Below are 13,715 nucleotides of genomic sequence, written 5' to 3' on the forward strand. Positions count from 1 at the left end.
TCAGGTCAGGCTGTCGTCGATCACCAACACCAACTTGCCGGAAATCTGGTTGGTCGCCAGCTCCGCAAACGCCGCCTCGGCATCGTTGATCGGGAAGGTCTTGGCCAGTTGCGGGCTCAAGCGGCCTTCGGCAAACAACGGCCAGACATGCTGGCTCAGGTCACTGAACAGGTCGGCCTTGAACTGATCGTCACGGCTGCGCAGGGTCGAGCCCAGCAGTTGCACTCGCTTGCCCAGCACCTGCGCCAGGTCCAGTTGCGCCTCGCGCCCGCCCATCAGGCCGATCAGCACCCAACGACCGTCCAGGGCCAGCAACTTGAGGTCCAGCGCCGCGTAGCTGGCGCCGACCGGGTCGAGGATGACGTCAAACGGCCCGAAATCCCGCAGCCCTTCGATACCGTCCGTGCGGACCACGCCGCCCTGGGCGCCGAGGGCTTCACAGTAGGCCAACCGATCCGCCGAGCCGACACTGACCCAGCACGGGCTGCCGAATGCCTTGCACAACTGGATCGCCGCCGAACCCACGCCACTGGCGCCGGCATGCAGCAACACCTTCTCGCCGGGCTTGACGCCCGCCAGTTGGAACAGGTTCAACCACGCGGTGCTATACACCTCGGGCAATGCCGCCGCTTCGATCAACGACAGGCCTTCCGGCACCGGCAGCACGTGACGGGCGTCCACCACCACTTCCTCGGCCATGCCGCCGCCGGCCAGCAGCGCGCAGACGCGGTCGCCGACCTGCCAGGACGAACCCGCGCCGACCTCGCTGATCACCCCGGAACACTCCAGGCCCAACACCTTGCTGACGCCCGGCGGCGGCGGATACAGCCCCGCACGCTGCAATAAATCGGCACGATTGAGGCCCGCAGCCGCCACCCGAATGCGAACCTGACCTACATCGCATGTAGGACTTGGCTCTTCCAACCACTCCACATGACCTTCAACGCCTTGCAATGCTTTCACAGTGCCTCCATAGTGAGTCTGGACTGAGCCCGTAGCTGTATCGCCGGGCTTTTTGCATTATGCGACCGGCCCAAATGGAACCGGCGACTTCAAAGACGGCCTAATATGCGTTATCAATTGCCCCCGCGTCGAATCAGCATGAAGCATTTGTTCCCCAGCACCGCCCTAGCTCTTTTCATTGGTCTCGGCTTGTCGTCGATGTCGACCAATACGTTCGCAGCCAACAGCTGGGACAATCTTCAGCCTGATCGCGATGAGGTGATTGCCAGCCTTAACGTCGTCGAGTTGCTCAAGCGTCATCACTACAGCAAGCCGCCGCTGGACGACGCTCGCTCGGTGATCATCTATGACAGCTACCTCAAGCTGCTGGACCCGTCGCGCAGCTACTTCCTGGCCAGCGACATCGCTGAGTTCGACAAGTGGAAGACCCAGTTCGACGACTTCCTCAAGAGCGGCGACCTGCAGCCCGGGTTCACCATCTACAAGCGTTACCTGGACCGCGTCAAAGCGCGTCTGGACTTCGCCCTGGGTGAATTGGACAAAGGCATCGACAAGTTCGACTTCACCGAGAAGGAAAGCCTTCTGGTGGATCGCAAGGACGCCCCTTGGCTGACCAGCACCGCCGCCCTGGATGACCTGTGGCGCAAACGCGTCAAGGACGAAGTGCTGCGCCTGAAGATCGCCGGCAAAGAGCCGAAGGCCATTCAAGAGCTGTTGACCAAGCGCTACAAGAATCAGCTGGCACGTCTGGACCAGACCCGTGCCGAAGATATCTTCCAGGCCTACATCAACACCTTCGCGATGTCCTACGATCCGCACACCAATTATCTGTCGCCGGATAACGCGGAAAATTTCGATATCAACATGAGTCTGTCGCTGGAAGGCATCGGTGCCGTCCTGCAAAGCGACAATGACCAGGTGAAAATCGTGCGTCTGGTACCGGCCGGTCCGGCAGACAAGACCAAGCAGGTCGCCCCTGCCGACAAGATCATCGGCGTGGCCCAGGCCGACAAAGAGATGGTCGATGTGGTCGGCTGGCGCCTGGACGAAGTGGTCAAGCTGATCCGTGGGCCGAAAGGCAGCGTGGTGCGCCTGGAAGTGATTCCGCACACCAATGCGCCGAACGACCAGACCAGCAAGATCGTGTCCATCACCCGTGAAGCGGTGAAACTCGAAGACCAGGCCGTGCAGAAGAAAGTCCTCAACCTCAAGCAGGATGGCAAGGACTACAAGCTGGGCGTGATTGAAATCCCGGCCTTCTACCTGGACTTCAAGGCCTTCCGGGCCGGCGATCCGGACTACAAGAGCACCACGCGCGACGTTAAGAAGATCCTGACCGAGCTGCAGAAAGAAAAAGTCGACGGCGTGGTCATCGACCTGCGCAACAACGGCGGCGGCTCCCTGCAGGAAGCCACCGAGCTGACCAGCCTGTTTATCGACAAGGGTCCGACCGTGTTGGTGCGCAACGCTGACGGCCGTGTCGACGTGCTCGAAGACGAGAACCCGGGCGCCTTCTACAAAGGCCCGATGGCGTTGCTGGTCAACCGCCTGTCGGCCTCGGCCTCGGAGATTTTCGCCGGCGCCATGCAGGACTATCACCGCGCCTTGATCATCGGCGGCCAGACCTTCGGCAAAGGCACCGTGCAGACCATCCAGCCGCTGAACCATGGCGAGCTGAAACTGACCCTGGCCAAGTTCTACCGGGTTTCCGGGCAGAGCACCCAGCATCAGGGCGTGCTGCCGGACATCGACTTCCCGTCGATCATCGACACCAAGGAAATCGGCGAGAGCGCCCTGCCCGAGGCCATGCCGTGGGACACCATCCGTCCTGCGATCAAGCCCGCGTCGGACCCGTTCAAGCCATTCCTGGCGCAGTTGAAGGCTGACCACGACACCCGCTCCGCCAAGGATGCCGAGTTCGTGTTCATCCGCGACAAGCTGGCCCTGGCCAAGAAGCTGATGGAAGAAAAATCCGTCAGCCTCAATGAAGTGGATCGTCGCAAGCAGCACGCCGACATCGAGAATCAGCAACTGGTGCTGGAGAACGTCCGCCGCAAGGCCAAGGGCGAAGACCCACTCAAGGAACTGAAGAAAGAAGATGAAGACGCGCTGCCGGCCGAGGCGGATAAAACCAAGCCGGAAGACGACGCCTACCTGGCCGAGACAGGCCGGATTCTGCTGGACTACCTGAAAGTGACCAAACAGGTGGCCAAGCAGTAAATGATGGCTATTTAATGTGATCGCTCCGCAGAGTGTCATCATATAGACATCATTCTGTCGTGAAATAAAGGACCGTCGGCTCACCGCCTGCGGTCCTTTTTTTTCGATCGAGATCGCCATGACCATGACCGAACAGCTGAATGCATTGGGCTCTATCCTGGCTCAAGGCAGTTTGCACAGCCTGTTCCAACCGATCATCTGTCTGTCCGAGCGGCGTATCCTCGGCTACGAAGCCCTCAGCCGTGGCCCGTCCAACAGCCCGCTGCACTCCCCGGTCGCCCTGTTTGCCGTGGCCGGCCATGCCGGGCGCCTCAGCGAACTGGAAATAGCCTGCCGCGAAAGCGCATGCCGACGCTTCAGCGAGCAGAAGTTGCCGGGCAAGCTGTTTCTCAATATCTCGCCGGAATCCCTGATGGAAACCGCGCACCAACCGGGCCGCACCCTGCAACTGCTGCGGGACTTCGGCATCCCCCCCAGCCAAGTGGTGATCGAACTCACCGAGCAGTCGCCCACCGACGATTTCGACCTGCTGCAAACCGCCCTGCATCACTACCGCGACATGGGTTTCGCCATCGCGCTCGACGACTTGGGCGCGGGGTATTCCAGCCTGCGCCTGTGGTCGGAACTGCGTCCGGATTACGTGAAGATCGATCGGCACTTTATCGACGGCATCCACCAGGACGCGCTCAAGCGCGAATTTGTCGGCTCTATCCTGCAGATCGCCCGGGCGTCGCGCGCCCAGGTGATTGCCGAAGGCATCGAGCTGCCGGAAGAGCTGGCGGTGCTGACCGAGATGGGGGTCGACCTGGTCCAGGGTTATTTGCTCTGTCGTCCCCAAGAACACCCGCCGCAGGAAGCGCGCCTGATGCTACCCAAACCCGATAACGCCAACATTGCCCTCAGCGAAGAAGGCAGTGACCTCAGCGCCCTGCTCAACGAGCAGCCGGCAGTGAATCAGGACACCGCCACCGCCCAGGTGCTGGAGTCCTTCCGCCGCCAGGCCAACCTCAACTCCCTGGCGGTGCTGGATGGGCGCGACCGGCCGGTCGGGATTGTGCATCGCCATTCGTTGTCCGACGCCCTGCTCAAACCGTTCGCCACCGACCTGTTCGCGCGCAAGCCGATCAGCCGCCTGATGAGCGATGATTTTCTCGCGGTGGAATTGAGCCAGTCCCTGCAACAGGTCAGCCGGCTGCTGACCAGCCGCGCCCGCCAACGCATCGAGGAAGACTTCATCATCACGCTGAACGGCGACTACCTCGGCCTGGGCCGGGTGATCGATGTGCTCAAGCTGATCACCGAGCTGAAGATCCAGCAGGCGCGCTACGCCAACCCGTTGACCCTGCTACCGGGCAACGTGCCGATCCAGCAGTGCCTGACGCGACTGTTGCAGCAGCAACGCGAGTCGGTGATTTGCTACGTGGATATCGACAGCTTCAAGCCGTTCAATGACATCTATGGCTACGGGCGTGGCGATGAAGTGCTGCTGTGCCTGGCGCAATGCCTGAATGACCGGGTCGACCCCAGCCGCGACTTTGTCGGGCATATCGGCGGCGATGACTTCTTGCTGGTGCTCGGGCCGCAGGATTGGCGCAAACGGCTCAATCAACTGCTGGACGATTTCCACACCCAATGCCGACGCTTCTATCGCGCCGAACATCTGGACGCCGGCTGCTTTGTGGCCTTGAACCGCCAGGGTGTGCGCCAGGAATATGCTCTGTTGTCGCTGTCCATCGGCGTGGTGCATTTGTATCCACAGGCCTGTGGACAACTCGATGCCAGTCAGTTGGCGGAGCTGGCGTCCCAGGCTAAACACCATGCCAAGGACATCGCCGGTTACAGCATCCACGTGATCGACAGCCTGGACATGCTGCCCCTGCCGGTTTAAGCCTCGGCGGATTCCGGGTACTCGTATTCGAACACGCGCACCACCTCCGAAGCGTGCCAGGACGCGGCGGCCACGCCATCGGAAGGCCCGCAAAAACGCCCCAGGCGCTCCACGCATTCAAAAAAACCGGTACGCGGCAGGCGGCTGGCACCCTGGCTGATCACCAGGGAACTGCGCAATGGCTGCTCGGCCTTGGCATCCAGCGCCGCCAGATGTTCCAGGGCGGCGGTGAGGGTCTGCATCGCCGGCGTGGGAAATTGCAGGCGCTCCAGCAGCGCACGGTAAGTCAGCAAGTGGCGCTGGCGGCGCGCCTGGTCCAGTTCGTGGAGTAACCCATCCCAGTGTTGACGGCTGATACGTAGGCTCAAGATTCATCCCTCCAACCTGCCACGCCCAATTCCCAGGCCAGACTGCGGCGGATCGCGGCATCCGGCTGGCGTTCACCACTTTCGATCAATCCGAGGTACGAGGGGCTGATCCCCACGGTACGGGCCAGGGCTTCAATAGCCAGGCCCTTGGCTTCGCGCAAGCCGCGCAGGTCTGCAAGCGGGTGCAGGTCCTGGGCTGGCGCGGCGTGGGCAGTAGAAGACGGTGCTGGTGCGGGTTGCTGCTGACCGGCGGCTTTTAGCAGCGCCTGGTACTGATCCCATGGCAACACCGCATATTCGGGTTCGCCATCCCGTGAAATTATCTGAATATCCATGACAGCCCCGTAGGATAACAACACTTACTAAGTAAGCACTTTCCTTAAGCGCTTTCCTAAGGAGTGTAATCCTAACAGCCACAAAGGTCGCAGGGGGATCGCCGTATCATGGGTTTTTTTGCCGGTTTTCCTGGGCCAGCAGCGCGGGCGTCGCAGGCAGGCGCTCAACCACGGCGAGCTTTTCCGGACGCTGCGCCTCACGCCAGGCGCGAAAGGCGCTCAGTTCGGCGCTCAGGCTCTTCATGACCCAGGCCAGCACGGCGATGTCGTCGAGCATGCCGAACATGGGAATAAAGTCCGGTATCGCATCGATCGGACTGAGGAAATACATCAGTCCTGCGACGACCGACACCAGCGCCTTCGGGCTGATCGCGCGGTACTCGCCCCGCCAGTAGGCCAGGCACAGGGCCTGGAGCAACTTGAGGTCATCCTTGAGCTTACCGAGGCGGTTGCCCTGGCTTGCGCCCTTGGCCGCCACGGCGAACAACAGCGTCGGCAAGCGCCCACGCCCCAGCAAGCGCGCGGCCATGGGCAGAAAACGGGCGAAATTGAAGGGTGGTTTCATTCGGCACTCCAGTTCCATGGGACAGAGAAGGTTATCCACACAAATTGTGGATAACCTTGTGAACAGAGCCGGTTTTCACCGCTGAGAGCCACGGTTTACAAGGCTTTCAGTCAGATCGGGCGTTTTTTGCGCACATCAAAAAAACCCAAGAATTCATTGACTTGGCGCTTGCGTCCGGCTACCTGCACTCGAGTCTTGATCAGACTGCCGCACCTTGCGGACGTTCGTTTGGGTTTGCACAGGCTTGAGTGTGCAAGCGTGCGGCAGAAACAACAACGCCCCGTCGAGACGGGGCGTTGGGTGTTCAGGCGCCGATTACTTCTTGGCGGCTGGTGCGTCAGGAGCTTCAGCCTTGGCCGGGTCCTTGATACCCAGCAGTTCCAGGTCGAATACCAGCACGGAGTTGGCCGGAATCGCCGGGCTCGGGCTCTGGGCACCGTAAGCCAGGTCGGACGGGATGTACAACTCGACCTTCTCGCCGACGTGCATCAGTTGCAGGCCTTCGACCCAACCCGGAATCACGCCGCTGACCGGCAGGTCAATCGGGCTGCCGCGATCCACGGAGCTGTCAAAGGTGGTGCCGTTGGTGAGCTTGCCGGTGTAGTGAACAGTCACTACGTCGGTCGGCTTAGGCTGAGGGCCGTCGGCTTTCTTGGTGATCTTGTACTGCAGGCCGGAAGCCGTGGTGACTACACCGTCTTTCTTGGCGTTGTCTTCGAGGAATTTCTTGCCGGCGGCTGCCGACTCTTCGCTCATTTTGGCCATGCGTTCTTCTGCACGCTTTTGCAGTGCGGCAAACGCTTCAACCAGTTCGTCGTCTTTCAGCTTCTGCTCTTTCTTGCCGACGGCATCTTCAATGCCCTGGGCTACCGCTTTGGAATCCAGGTCATCCATGCCTTCTTGGGCAAGGCTTTTGCCCATGTTCAGGCCGATACCGTAGGAAGCTTTCTGCGCCGGGGTTTTCAGCTCTACGCTGGTCTGCGAATCACAACCCGCAAGTACCAGGCTAACCAGGGCCACCGCCGCCGCCAACCGATGCTGTTTCATGCTATTTCCTTGTTCATGCGCCAAAAGGGCAATCGAATAAAGTCGCGAGCTTATCAGGCGGCCACGACCAATGGCTACCGGCATCTGAGCAGGAAACTTCTGATAAGTTCACGTGTTTAAACGCATTTTCATTCATGATGGGCGCCCGCGACGGATCGCGGGACTGCCTGTCAGCAGGACCATGGCCACTTGCCGCACCTGTGGCGTAGTGGCATAACAACGCAATCACTCGACAAGGATAGTTATCTTGCGCATTTTTTCCCGTGTTTTATTGCTGATTCTCGCCCTGCTGGGCCTGATCCTGGCGGTGGTGCTCTATTACACCGTCAACCCCAGGCTGCCGGACTACGTGCCCGTGGAACAGGTACGCTACCAGGACCAATGGAGTGCCGCCGACCGCCAGACCTATTACTTCACGCCCCAGGGCACCCAGGTAAAAGGCCTGCATTACGACTGGTTCACCGCGCTGGAACTGCCGTTTTCCGAACAGCGCTTCGCCGCCCCGGAGTACCTGGCACGCTTCGGCTTCCTGGTCGACCCCAAGCAAGTGCCCAGCACACAAAACCCCGGCAACCTGCCGGTCGGCTTCGCTCGACACAAGAATGCCGGCAACAATACCGAATACCTGGACATCACCTGCGCCGCCTGCCACACCGGCGAACTGCATTTCAACGGCCAGGCCCTGCGCATCGACGGCGGTTCGGCCCAGCACGTGCTGCCGTCCAGCGTGCCGACCTTGCGCGGCGGCAGTTTCGGCCAGGCCCTGGTGGCCAGCCTTGCCGCGACGTATTACAACCCCTGGAAATTCGAGCGCTTCGCCCGCAAGGTGCTTGGCCACGATTACGACACTCACAATGAACAACTGCTGCGCCAGGACTTCAAACAGTCGCTGAACCAGTTCCTCAAAGTCGCCTGGAACGACACCCATCGCGGCCTCTACCCCACCGAAGAAGGCCCGGGGCGCACCGATGCCTTCGGCCGCATCGCCAACGCCAGCTTCGGCGACGCGATTTCGCCGGACAATTACCGCGTTGCCAACGCGCCTGTGGACTACCCGCAGCTGTGGGATATCTGGACGTTCGACTGGGTGCAGTGGAACGGTTCAGCGCAACAACCGATGGCGCGCAATATCGGCGAAGCCCTCGGCGTGGGAGCCACCCTGGGCTTCTTCGACAACGCCGGCCAACCGCTTCAGGGCTACGCGCGCTACCCGTCGAGCGTGCGGGTGCGCGACCTGAACCTGATCGAAGAAACCCTGCAGCGCCTCAAGCCGCCGACCTGGCCGGAAGACCTGTTCGGCGCCATCGACAAGCCCCTCGCCGCCCAGGGCCGCGCACTGTTCGCCGAAAACTGCGCCGGCTGCCATGTGCCGGCCGTCACCCAGCAAAATGGCCGCCCGGTACAGCAACTGAAGATGCTCCCGGTGGACGCCATCGGCACCGACCCTGGCGCCGCCAACAACATTGCCGACCAGCGCTATGACCTCAGCGCCTTGAAATGGGACCCGGCGGAGCTGGCCCAACTGAACGTCGAGTTGCACCCCACGCCCACCGAACCGCTGGACCTGAAAAAAATCTCCGTGGCCAAGGGCCTGGCCTACGTCACCGCCTTCGTTGAGGACCACGCCTACCGCGCCGCCGGCGTTACCCCGGCCGAGCGCCCACGCCTGGACGGTTACGGCCTGCCCATCGGCGTGCGCGAATTGCGCGCCTACAAAGCGCGGCCGCTGGCCGGCGTGTGGGCCACCCCGCCGTTCTTGCACAACGGCTCGGTGCCGACGATCTACCAGTTGCTCTCGCCCCAGGACGAGCGCGCCACCACCTTCTATAAAGGCACCTTCGACTACGACCCGCGCCACCTGGGCTTTCAGACCGACGCGTTCAAAAATGCCTTCCTGTTCGATACGCGCATCACCGGCAACCACAACAGCGGCCATGAATTCCGTGCCGGCCAGCGTGGCAACGGGGTCATCGGCCGCGGCCTGCTGCCCCAGGAACGCTGGGCGCTGCTCGAATACCTCAAAGTCCTCGGCGGCCCGCTGGAGCAACAACTGCCATGATTATCCACTCGCACAACCAGCAACCGTCCATGCTCGCGCGCCTGTGGCTGCGCCTCGGCACCGTGCTCGGCAAAACCCTGGCATGGCTGCTGGCCCTTGGCCTGCTCGGCTGGCTGGCCGCCACCGCCTGGTACGCCTGGCAGTACAGCGGTCCGGTGTCGCCGGATGAGCAGATCCCGTCCGGTGAAGCGGCAATGACCCAAGGCATTATCCAGACGGCAGTGCGTATCGTTGACCAACACCGCGAAGGCACGCGCTACCTGCGCGACGCCCACGCCAAGGCCCACGGTTGCGTGAAGGCCGAAGTCAGTGTGCTGGCCGACCTCGACCCGGCGTTACGCCAAGGTGTGTTCGCCGAACCGGGCAAGACCTGGCACGCCATGATGCGGCTGTCCAACGGCAACGCCTACCCGCAATTCGACAGCATCCGCGATGCACGCGGCATGGCCATCAAGCTGCTCGACGTGCCGGGCAAACAGCTGCTCGCCGACCAGCAAGCGCGGGCCGAGCAGGACTTCGTGATGTTCAGCCACCCGAACTTCTTTGTCAGCGACGTGGCCGAATACGCGCAGAACATCGGGGCCCAGGCAGACGGCAAGAAGGTCCTGGCATTTTTTCCCAAGCTCGACCCGCGCAGTTGGCAGGTGCGCCACCTGTTCATCGCCCTGGCGACCCTGGCCCCCGCGCCAGCCAGCCCGACCCAGACCACGTACTTTTCCGTCTCGCCCTACAAGTTCGGCGCGGCCAACGCCAAGTTCCGCGTCGCACCCGACCCGCAAAGCTGCCCGGATTACGTGCTGCCCAAACAGAACCAGGACCTGCCGAACTTCCTGCGCAGTGCGCTGAACCAGCAACTGTCCACCGACCGCGTACCGGCGTGTTTCGTGTTGCAGATCCAGCGGCAGAACCCGCAGAAGTTCATGCCGATCGAAGACACCAGCATCGAATGGAAGGAAAGCGATGCGCCCTATGAAACCGTGGCCAAGGTGACGATCCCCGCCCAGGATTTCGACACGCCGGCGCTGAACCTGGCGTGCGACAACCAGTCGTTCAACCCGTGGTTCGGGCTGGAGGCGCATCGCCCCATCGGCGGGATCAACCGGTTGCGTAAAGCGGTGTACGAAGCCGTCAGCGACTATCGGCATAGCCGCAACTTGTAAGGTTGGGGGCTGTGTGGGAGGGGGCTTGCTGCCTCCCACATTTAGATCTCATTACAATAAGCAGATGTTGTGTCGTTCTGCTTTTCGTAAAGAATGCGTATAGATTGCCAATTCGCCATAACGATTACGTCGCCTCTATTGAGTCACTAAGCGCGAACGTTCTACCGTCACTTCCTACCCCCAAACATCCGTAGGAAGTCATCGTGGAAAGTTCAACTTTAGGCATGGTCGTCCTCTCAATGATTGCACTCTTCGGCACCGCCGCGTTTTGCTTCGAGCACCTCGCCACGCGCAGCGAGAAGAAAAAGAAAGCCAAATAAACAGCGCGTCAACATCAGCAGAACCCCAGTTTTTCAAGGGATACCCGGGCGGCGGGCTATCCCTTTTTTTCGTTCGCCTCGCATGACTTCGTCTCTATACCGTCTTAATACCGCCGCCGCTAATCAGTGCCTGGGCTTGATACCCCAGCGATTAACCTCCCCGCGTCCGCCATTGCGGCTTATTCATTCAGGGGAGTTACACCGTGCTCACACTCACGTTCATTTATATCGCCAGCGGCTTATGCGCCGTGGGGCTGTTCGCTTACTTGGGCTACGCACTTATTCGCGCAGAAAAATTCTAGGGAGTTCGCCATGTACGACCTGATGTTTATTGGCCTCTCCCTGGTGTTTTTTGTTGCGACTGCCATGGCCATTGTCGCCATGGGCAAGATTTGAACGGAGCCACGACATGTTAAGCACGCTGCTGGAATTTGCGCTGGTCCTGGGGTTGATGACGGGACTCGCGGTACTGATGGGCAAATGGCTGACCCGGGTGTTCACCGGGACTTACCATGCCTGGCCGGAACGTTGTACCTATCGCCTGCTGGGTATCGACCCGCAGGAAAACATGGGCTGGGCCCGCTACGGTTCGGCGCTGTTGCTGTCGAACGCGGCGATGATGCTGCTGGGCTATCTGGTCCTGCGCCTGCAGGCGGTGATGCCGATCAACCCGCTGGGGCTGGCCGCGCAAACGCCGGACCTGGCGTTCAACACCACGGTGTCCTTTATTACCAACACCAACTGGCAGGCGTACTCGGGCGAGACGAGCCTGTCGAACTTCAGCCAGATGGCGGTCATCACCTTTCTGATGTGCGTCGGCGCCACCTCCGGCGTGGTCGCGGCGGCCGGTTTCATTCGCGGCTTGAGCCGCTCCAGCTCGGGCGACCTCGGCAACTTCTGGGTCGACTTCACCCGCACGCTCTACCGCGTAATGCTGCCGCTGTGCCTGGGCATGGCGCTGGTGTATGTCTGGCAGGGCATGCCGCAGACCTTCGCTTCCCAGGCGCTGGTCACCACGCTGGAAGGCGCGCAGCAGCAGTTGATTGTCGGCGCGGTGGCCAGCTTTGAATCGATCAAGCACATCGGCACCAACGGCGGCGGTTTCTTCAGCATGAACGCGGCGCACCCGTTCGAAAACCCGACGCCGCTGACCAACATCCTACACATCCTCAGCATGTTGCTGATCCCGTCGGCATTGACCTACACCTTTGGCAGCATGCTGGTGCAGCGTCGTCAGGGTTGGGTGTTTTTCGGCACCTTCCTGGTGATGTTCATCGGCTTCCTCGCCCTGGTCTACGGCGCCGAGCAAAACGGCAACCCGCTGCTGACCCAGGCCGGCGCCAACCAGAGCCTGTCGCTGGAACAAAGCGGCGGCAACATGGAAGGCAAGGAACTGCGCTTCGGCATCGCCGACAGCAGCCTGTTCATCGCCACCACCACCGCCGCGACCACCGGCTCGGTCAACACCATGCACGACTCGCTGACCCCCATGGGCGGTTTCGTGCCCCTGGCGCAGATGATGCTCAACTGCGTGTTCGGCGGCGACGGCGTGGGCTTTATCAACCTGATCCAGTACGCCCTGCTGACGGTGTTCCTGGTGGGCATGATGATCGGCCGCAGCCCCGAGTTCCTCGGCAAGAAAATCGAGGCGCGGGAGATGAAACTGGTGATGCTCTCGGTGCTCGCGCACCCCATCAGCATCCTCGGCTTCACCGCCCTCGCCGCCCTGTGGCCCGACACCCTGGCCAGCCTGAACAACCTCGGCCCCCACGGTTTCAGCGAGGTGCTCTACGCCTATACCTCCGGCACCGCCAACAACGGCTCGGCCTTCGCCGGCTTGAACGCGAACACGCCGTTTTTCAACACCACCATCGGCCTGGCGATGTTGATCGGGCGCTTCTTCACCATGCTGCCGATGCTCGCCGTGGCGGGTTCCCTGGCAATGAAGAAAACCGTGCCTGCCGGTGCCGGCACCATTCCCACCGCGACCCCGCTGTTCATGTTGCTGGTGGTGTTCGTGGTGCTGGTGGTCGGTGGCCTGACCTTTTTGCCGGCGCTCGCGCTCGGCCCGCTGGTGGAGCAACTGCAGTTGCTGTCCGGCCAGACGTACAACTGAGGACACGTGGATGACGACTCAATCGATATTCAAAGGGCTGTTGCGCCCGGTGCTGGTTTCGGCGGTGTTTTTCATGCTGTTGACGGGGTTCGCCTACCCGGCGCTCACCACCGTGACCGCCCAACTGGTGTTCCCGTTCCAGGCCCGCGGCTCGCTGATTGAACGCGACGGCCTGGTCATGGGCTCAGCCCTGATCGGCCAGCACTTCACCCGGCCGGAGTACTTTCACGGCCGCCCGAGCATGACCCTCGGCGCCGACCCGCAAGACCCGAGCAAAAGCGTGTCGCAGCCATACAACGCCGGCTCCAGCGGCGCCAGCAACCTGGGGCCGACCAGCCAGAAGCTGGTGGACCAGGTGGCCGCACGCGCCCACGCCTATCGCCAGGACAACGGCCTGGCCGCCGATGCCCTGGTTCCGGTGGACGCGGTCACCGCTTCCGCTTCAGGCCTCGATCCGCATATCTCGCTGGCCAATGCGCGGCTGCAACTGCCACGGGTGGCGCGCCTGCGGCAGATCCCCGAAACCGAGCTGCTGCAACTGGTCAACCAATACACCAGCGCGCGCACCCTCGGCCTGCTCGGCGAACCACGGGTCAATGTGCTGCAACTCAACCTTGCGCTGGACGCCCGCCTGCCATCGCGTCAGCCCCCTATTGCGGCCAGTGAGTAAGAGA

At 61.7% G+C, this 13,715-nt stretch carries 12 protein-coding genes; 7 read left to right on the forward strand and 5 right to left on the reverse strand.

Annotation, left to right across the window (positions count from 1 at the left end; translation table 11 throughout):
- Entirely contained in the window at positions 1 to 963 is a 963-nt protein-coding gene (locus ACVWZP_RS10685; protein ID WP_026140008.1) for a zinc-binding dehydrogenase, read from the reverse strand.
- A 138-nt stretch (positions 964 to 1,101) separates the two neighbouring features.
- On the opposite strand from ACVWZP_RS10685, the gene ACVWZP_RS10690 reads away from it, so the two are divergent.
- Both ACVWZP_RS10690 and ACVWZP_RS10695 read left to right on the forward strand, forming a co-directional pair.
- Entirely contained in the window at positions 1,102 to 3,183 is a 2,082-nt protein-coding gene (locus ACVWZP_RS10690) for a carboxy terminal-processing peptidase (RefSeq protein WP_169850794.1), read from the forward strand.
- A gap of 118 nt (positions 3,184 to 3,301) precedes the next feature.
- Positions 3,302 to 5,071, forward strand: coding sequence for a bifunctional diguanylate cyclase/phosphodiesterase (locus ACVWZP_RS10695; RefSeq protein WP_057005839.1), 1,770 nt, complete (start codon positions 3,302 to 3,304; stop codon positions 5,069 to 5,071).
- Here ACVWZP_RS10695 and ACVWZP_RS10700 read toward each other — a convergent pair.
- The 4 genes from ACVWZP_RS10700 to ACVWZP_RS10715 form a co-directional block, all read right to left on the reverse strand.
- Positions 5,068 to 5,439: a hypothetical protein gene (locus ACVWZP_RS10700; protein WP_017846885.1), complete on the reverse strand. Its 372-nt coding sequence runs from the start codon at positions 5,437 to 5,439 to the stop codon at positions 5,068 to 5,070. The genes ACVWZP_RS10695 and ACVWZP_RS10700 overlap by 4 nt on opposite strands.
- Positions 5,436 to 5,774, reverse strand: a complete 339-nt coding sequence (locus ACVWZP_RS10705; RefSeq protein ID WP_046385332.1) for a helix-turn-helix domain-containing protein — start codon at positions 5,772 to 5,774, stop codon at positions 5,436 to 5,438. The genes ACVWZP_RS10700 and ACVWZP_RS10705 overlap by 4 nt, the downstream gene beginning before the upstream one ends.
- Positions 5,775 to 5,880: 106 nt before the next feature.
- A complete protein-coding gene (locus tag ACVWZP_RS10710; protein WP_457369726.1) occupies positions 5,881 to 6,339 on the reverse strand; it encodes a YkvA family protein in 459 nt (152 codons plus the stop codon).
- A gap of 315 nt (positions 6,340 to 6,654) precedes the next feature.
- Complete coding sequence (locus tag ACVWZP_RS10715; RefSeq protein ID WP_017846882.1) at positions 6,655 to 7,386, reverse strand: FKBP-type peptidyl-prolyl cis-trans isomerase; 732 nt, start codon at positions 7,384 to 7,386, stop codon at positions 6,655 to 6,657.
- A 247-nt stretch (positions 7,387 to 7,633) separates the two neighbouring features.
- Here ACVWZP_RS10715 and ACVWZP_RS10720 point away from each other — a divergent pair, with 247 nt between their 5' ends.
- The 5 genes from ACVWZP_RS10720 to kdpC all read left to right on the forward strand — a co-directional run bounded on the left by ACVWZP_RS10720 (position 7,634) and on the right by kdpC (position 13,711).
- Entirely contained in the window at positions 7,634 to 9,445 is a 1,812-nt protein-coding gene (locus ACVWZP_RS10720) for a di-heme-cytochrome C peroxidase (RefSeq protein WP_457369727.1), read from the forward strand.
- Positions 9,446 to 9,474: 29 nt separating this feature from the next.
- Positions 9,475 to 10,605 carry a catalase family protein gene (locus tag ACVWZP_RS10725; RefSeq protein ID WP_432782513.1) on the forward strand — a complete coding sequence of 377 codons (1,131 nt, stop codon included), beginning with the start codon at positions 9,475 to 9,477 and terminating at the stop codon, positions 10,603 to 10,605.
- A gap of 523 nt (positions 10,606 to 11,128) precedes the next feature.
- Positions 11,129 to 11,227 (forward strand): K(+)-transporting ATPase subunit F, encoded by a 99-nt coding sequence (kdpF, locus tag ACVWZP_RS10730; protein WP_074851717.1) that lies wholly within the window; start codon positions 11,129 to 11,131, stop codon positions 11,225 to 11,227.
- A gap of 107 nt (positions 11,228 to 11,334) precedes the next feature.
- Positions 11,335 to 13,041, forward strand: a complete 1,707-nt coding sequence (gene kdpA / locus ACVWZP_RS10735; RefSeq protein ID WP_046384148.1) for a potassium-transporting ATPase subunit KdpA — start codon at positions 11,335 to 11,337, stop codon at positions 13,039 to 13,041.
- A gap of 10 nt (positions 13,042 to 13,051) precedes the next feature.
- Positions 13,052 to 13,711 carry a K(+)-transporting ATPase subunit C gene (gene kdpC / locus ACVWZP_RS10740; RefSeq protein WP_057005840.1) on the forward strand — a complete coding sequence of 220 codons (660 nt, stop codon included), beginning with the start codon at positions 13,052 to 13,054 and terminating at the stop codon, positions 13,709 to 13,711.
- The last annotated feature ends 4 nt before the right edge of the window (positions 13,712 to 13,715 follow it).

The organism is Pseudomonas sp. TE36184 (assembly GCF_054060055.1).

Coding starts and splice junctions, on each gene's coding strand:
- ACVWZP_RS10690 (WP_169850794.1), top strand. CDS start 1,102: ATGAAGCATTTGTTCCCCAGCACCGCCCTAGCTCTTTTCATTGGTCTC.
- ACVWZP_RS10695 (WP_057005839.1), top strand. CDS start 3,302: ATGACCATGACCGAACAGCTGAATGCATTGGGCTCTATCCTGGCTCAA.
- ACVWZP_RS10705 (WP_046385332.1), bottom strand. CDS start 5,774: ATGGATATTCAGATAATTTCACGGGATGGCGAACCCGAATATGCGGTG.
- ACVWZP_RS10710 (WP_457369726.1), bottom strand. CDS start 6,339: ATGAAACCACCCTTCAATTTCGCCCGTTTTCTGCCCATGGCCGCGCGC.
- ACVWZP_RS10715 (WP_017846882.1), bottom strand. CDS start 7,386: ATGAAACAGCATCGGTTGGCGGCGGCGGTGGCCCTGGTTAGCCTGGTA.
- ACVWZP_RS10725 (WP_432782513.1), top strand. CDS start 9,475: ATGCTCGCGCGCCTGTGGCTGCGCCTCGGCACCGTGCTCGGCAAAACC.
- kdpA (WP_046384148.1), top strand. CDS start 11,335: ATGTTAAGCACGCTGCTGGAATTTGCGCTGGTCCTGGGGTTGATGACG.
- kdpC (WP_057005840.1), top strand. CDS start 13,052: ATGACGACTCAATCGATATTCAAAGGGCTGTTGCGCCCGGTGCTGGTT.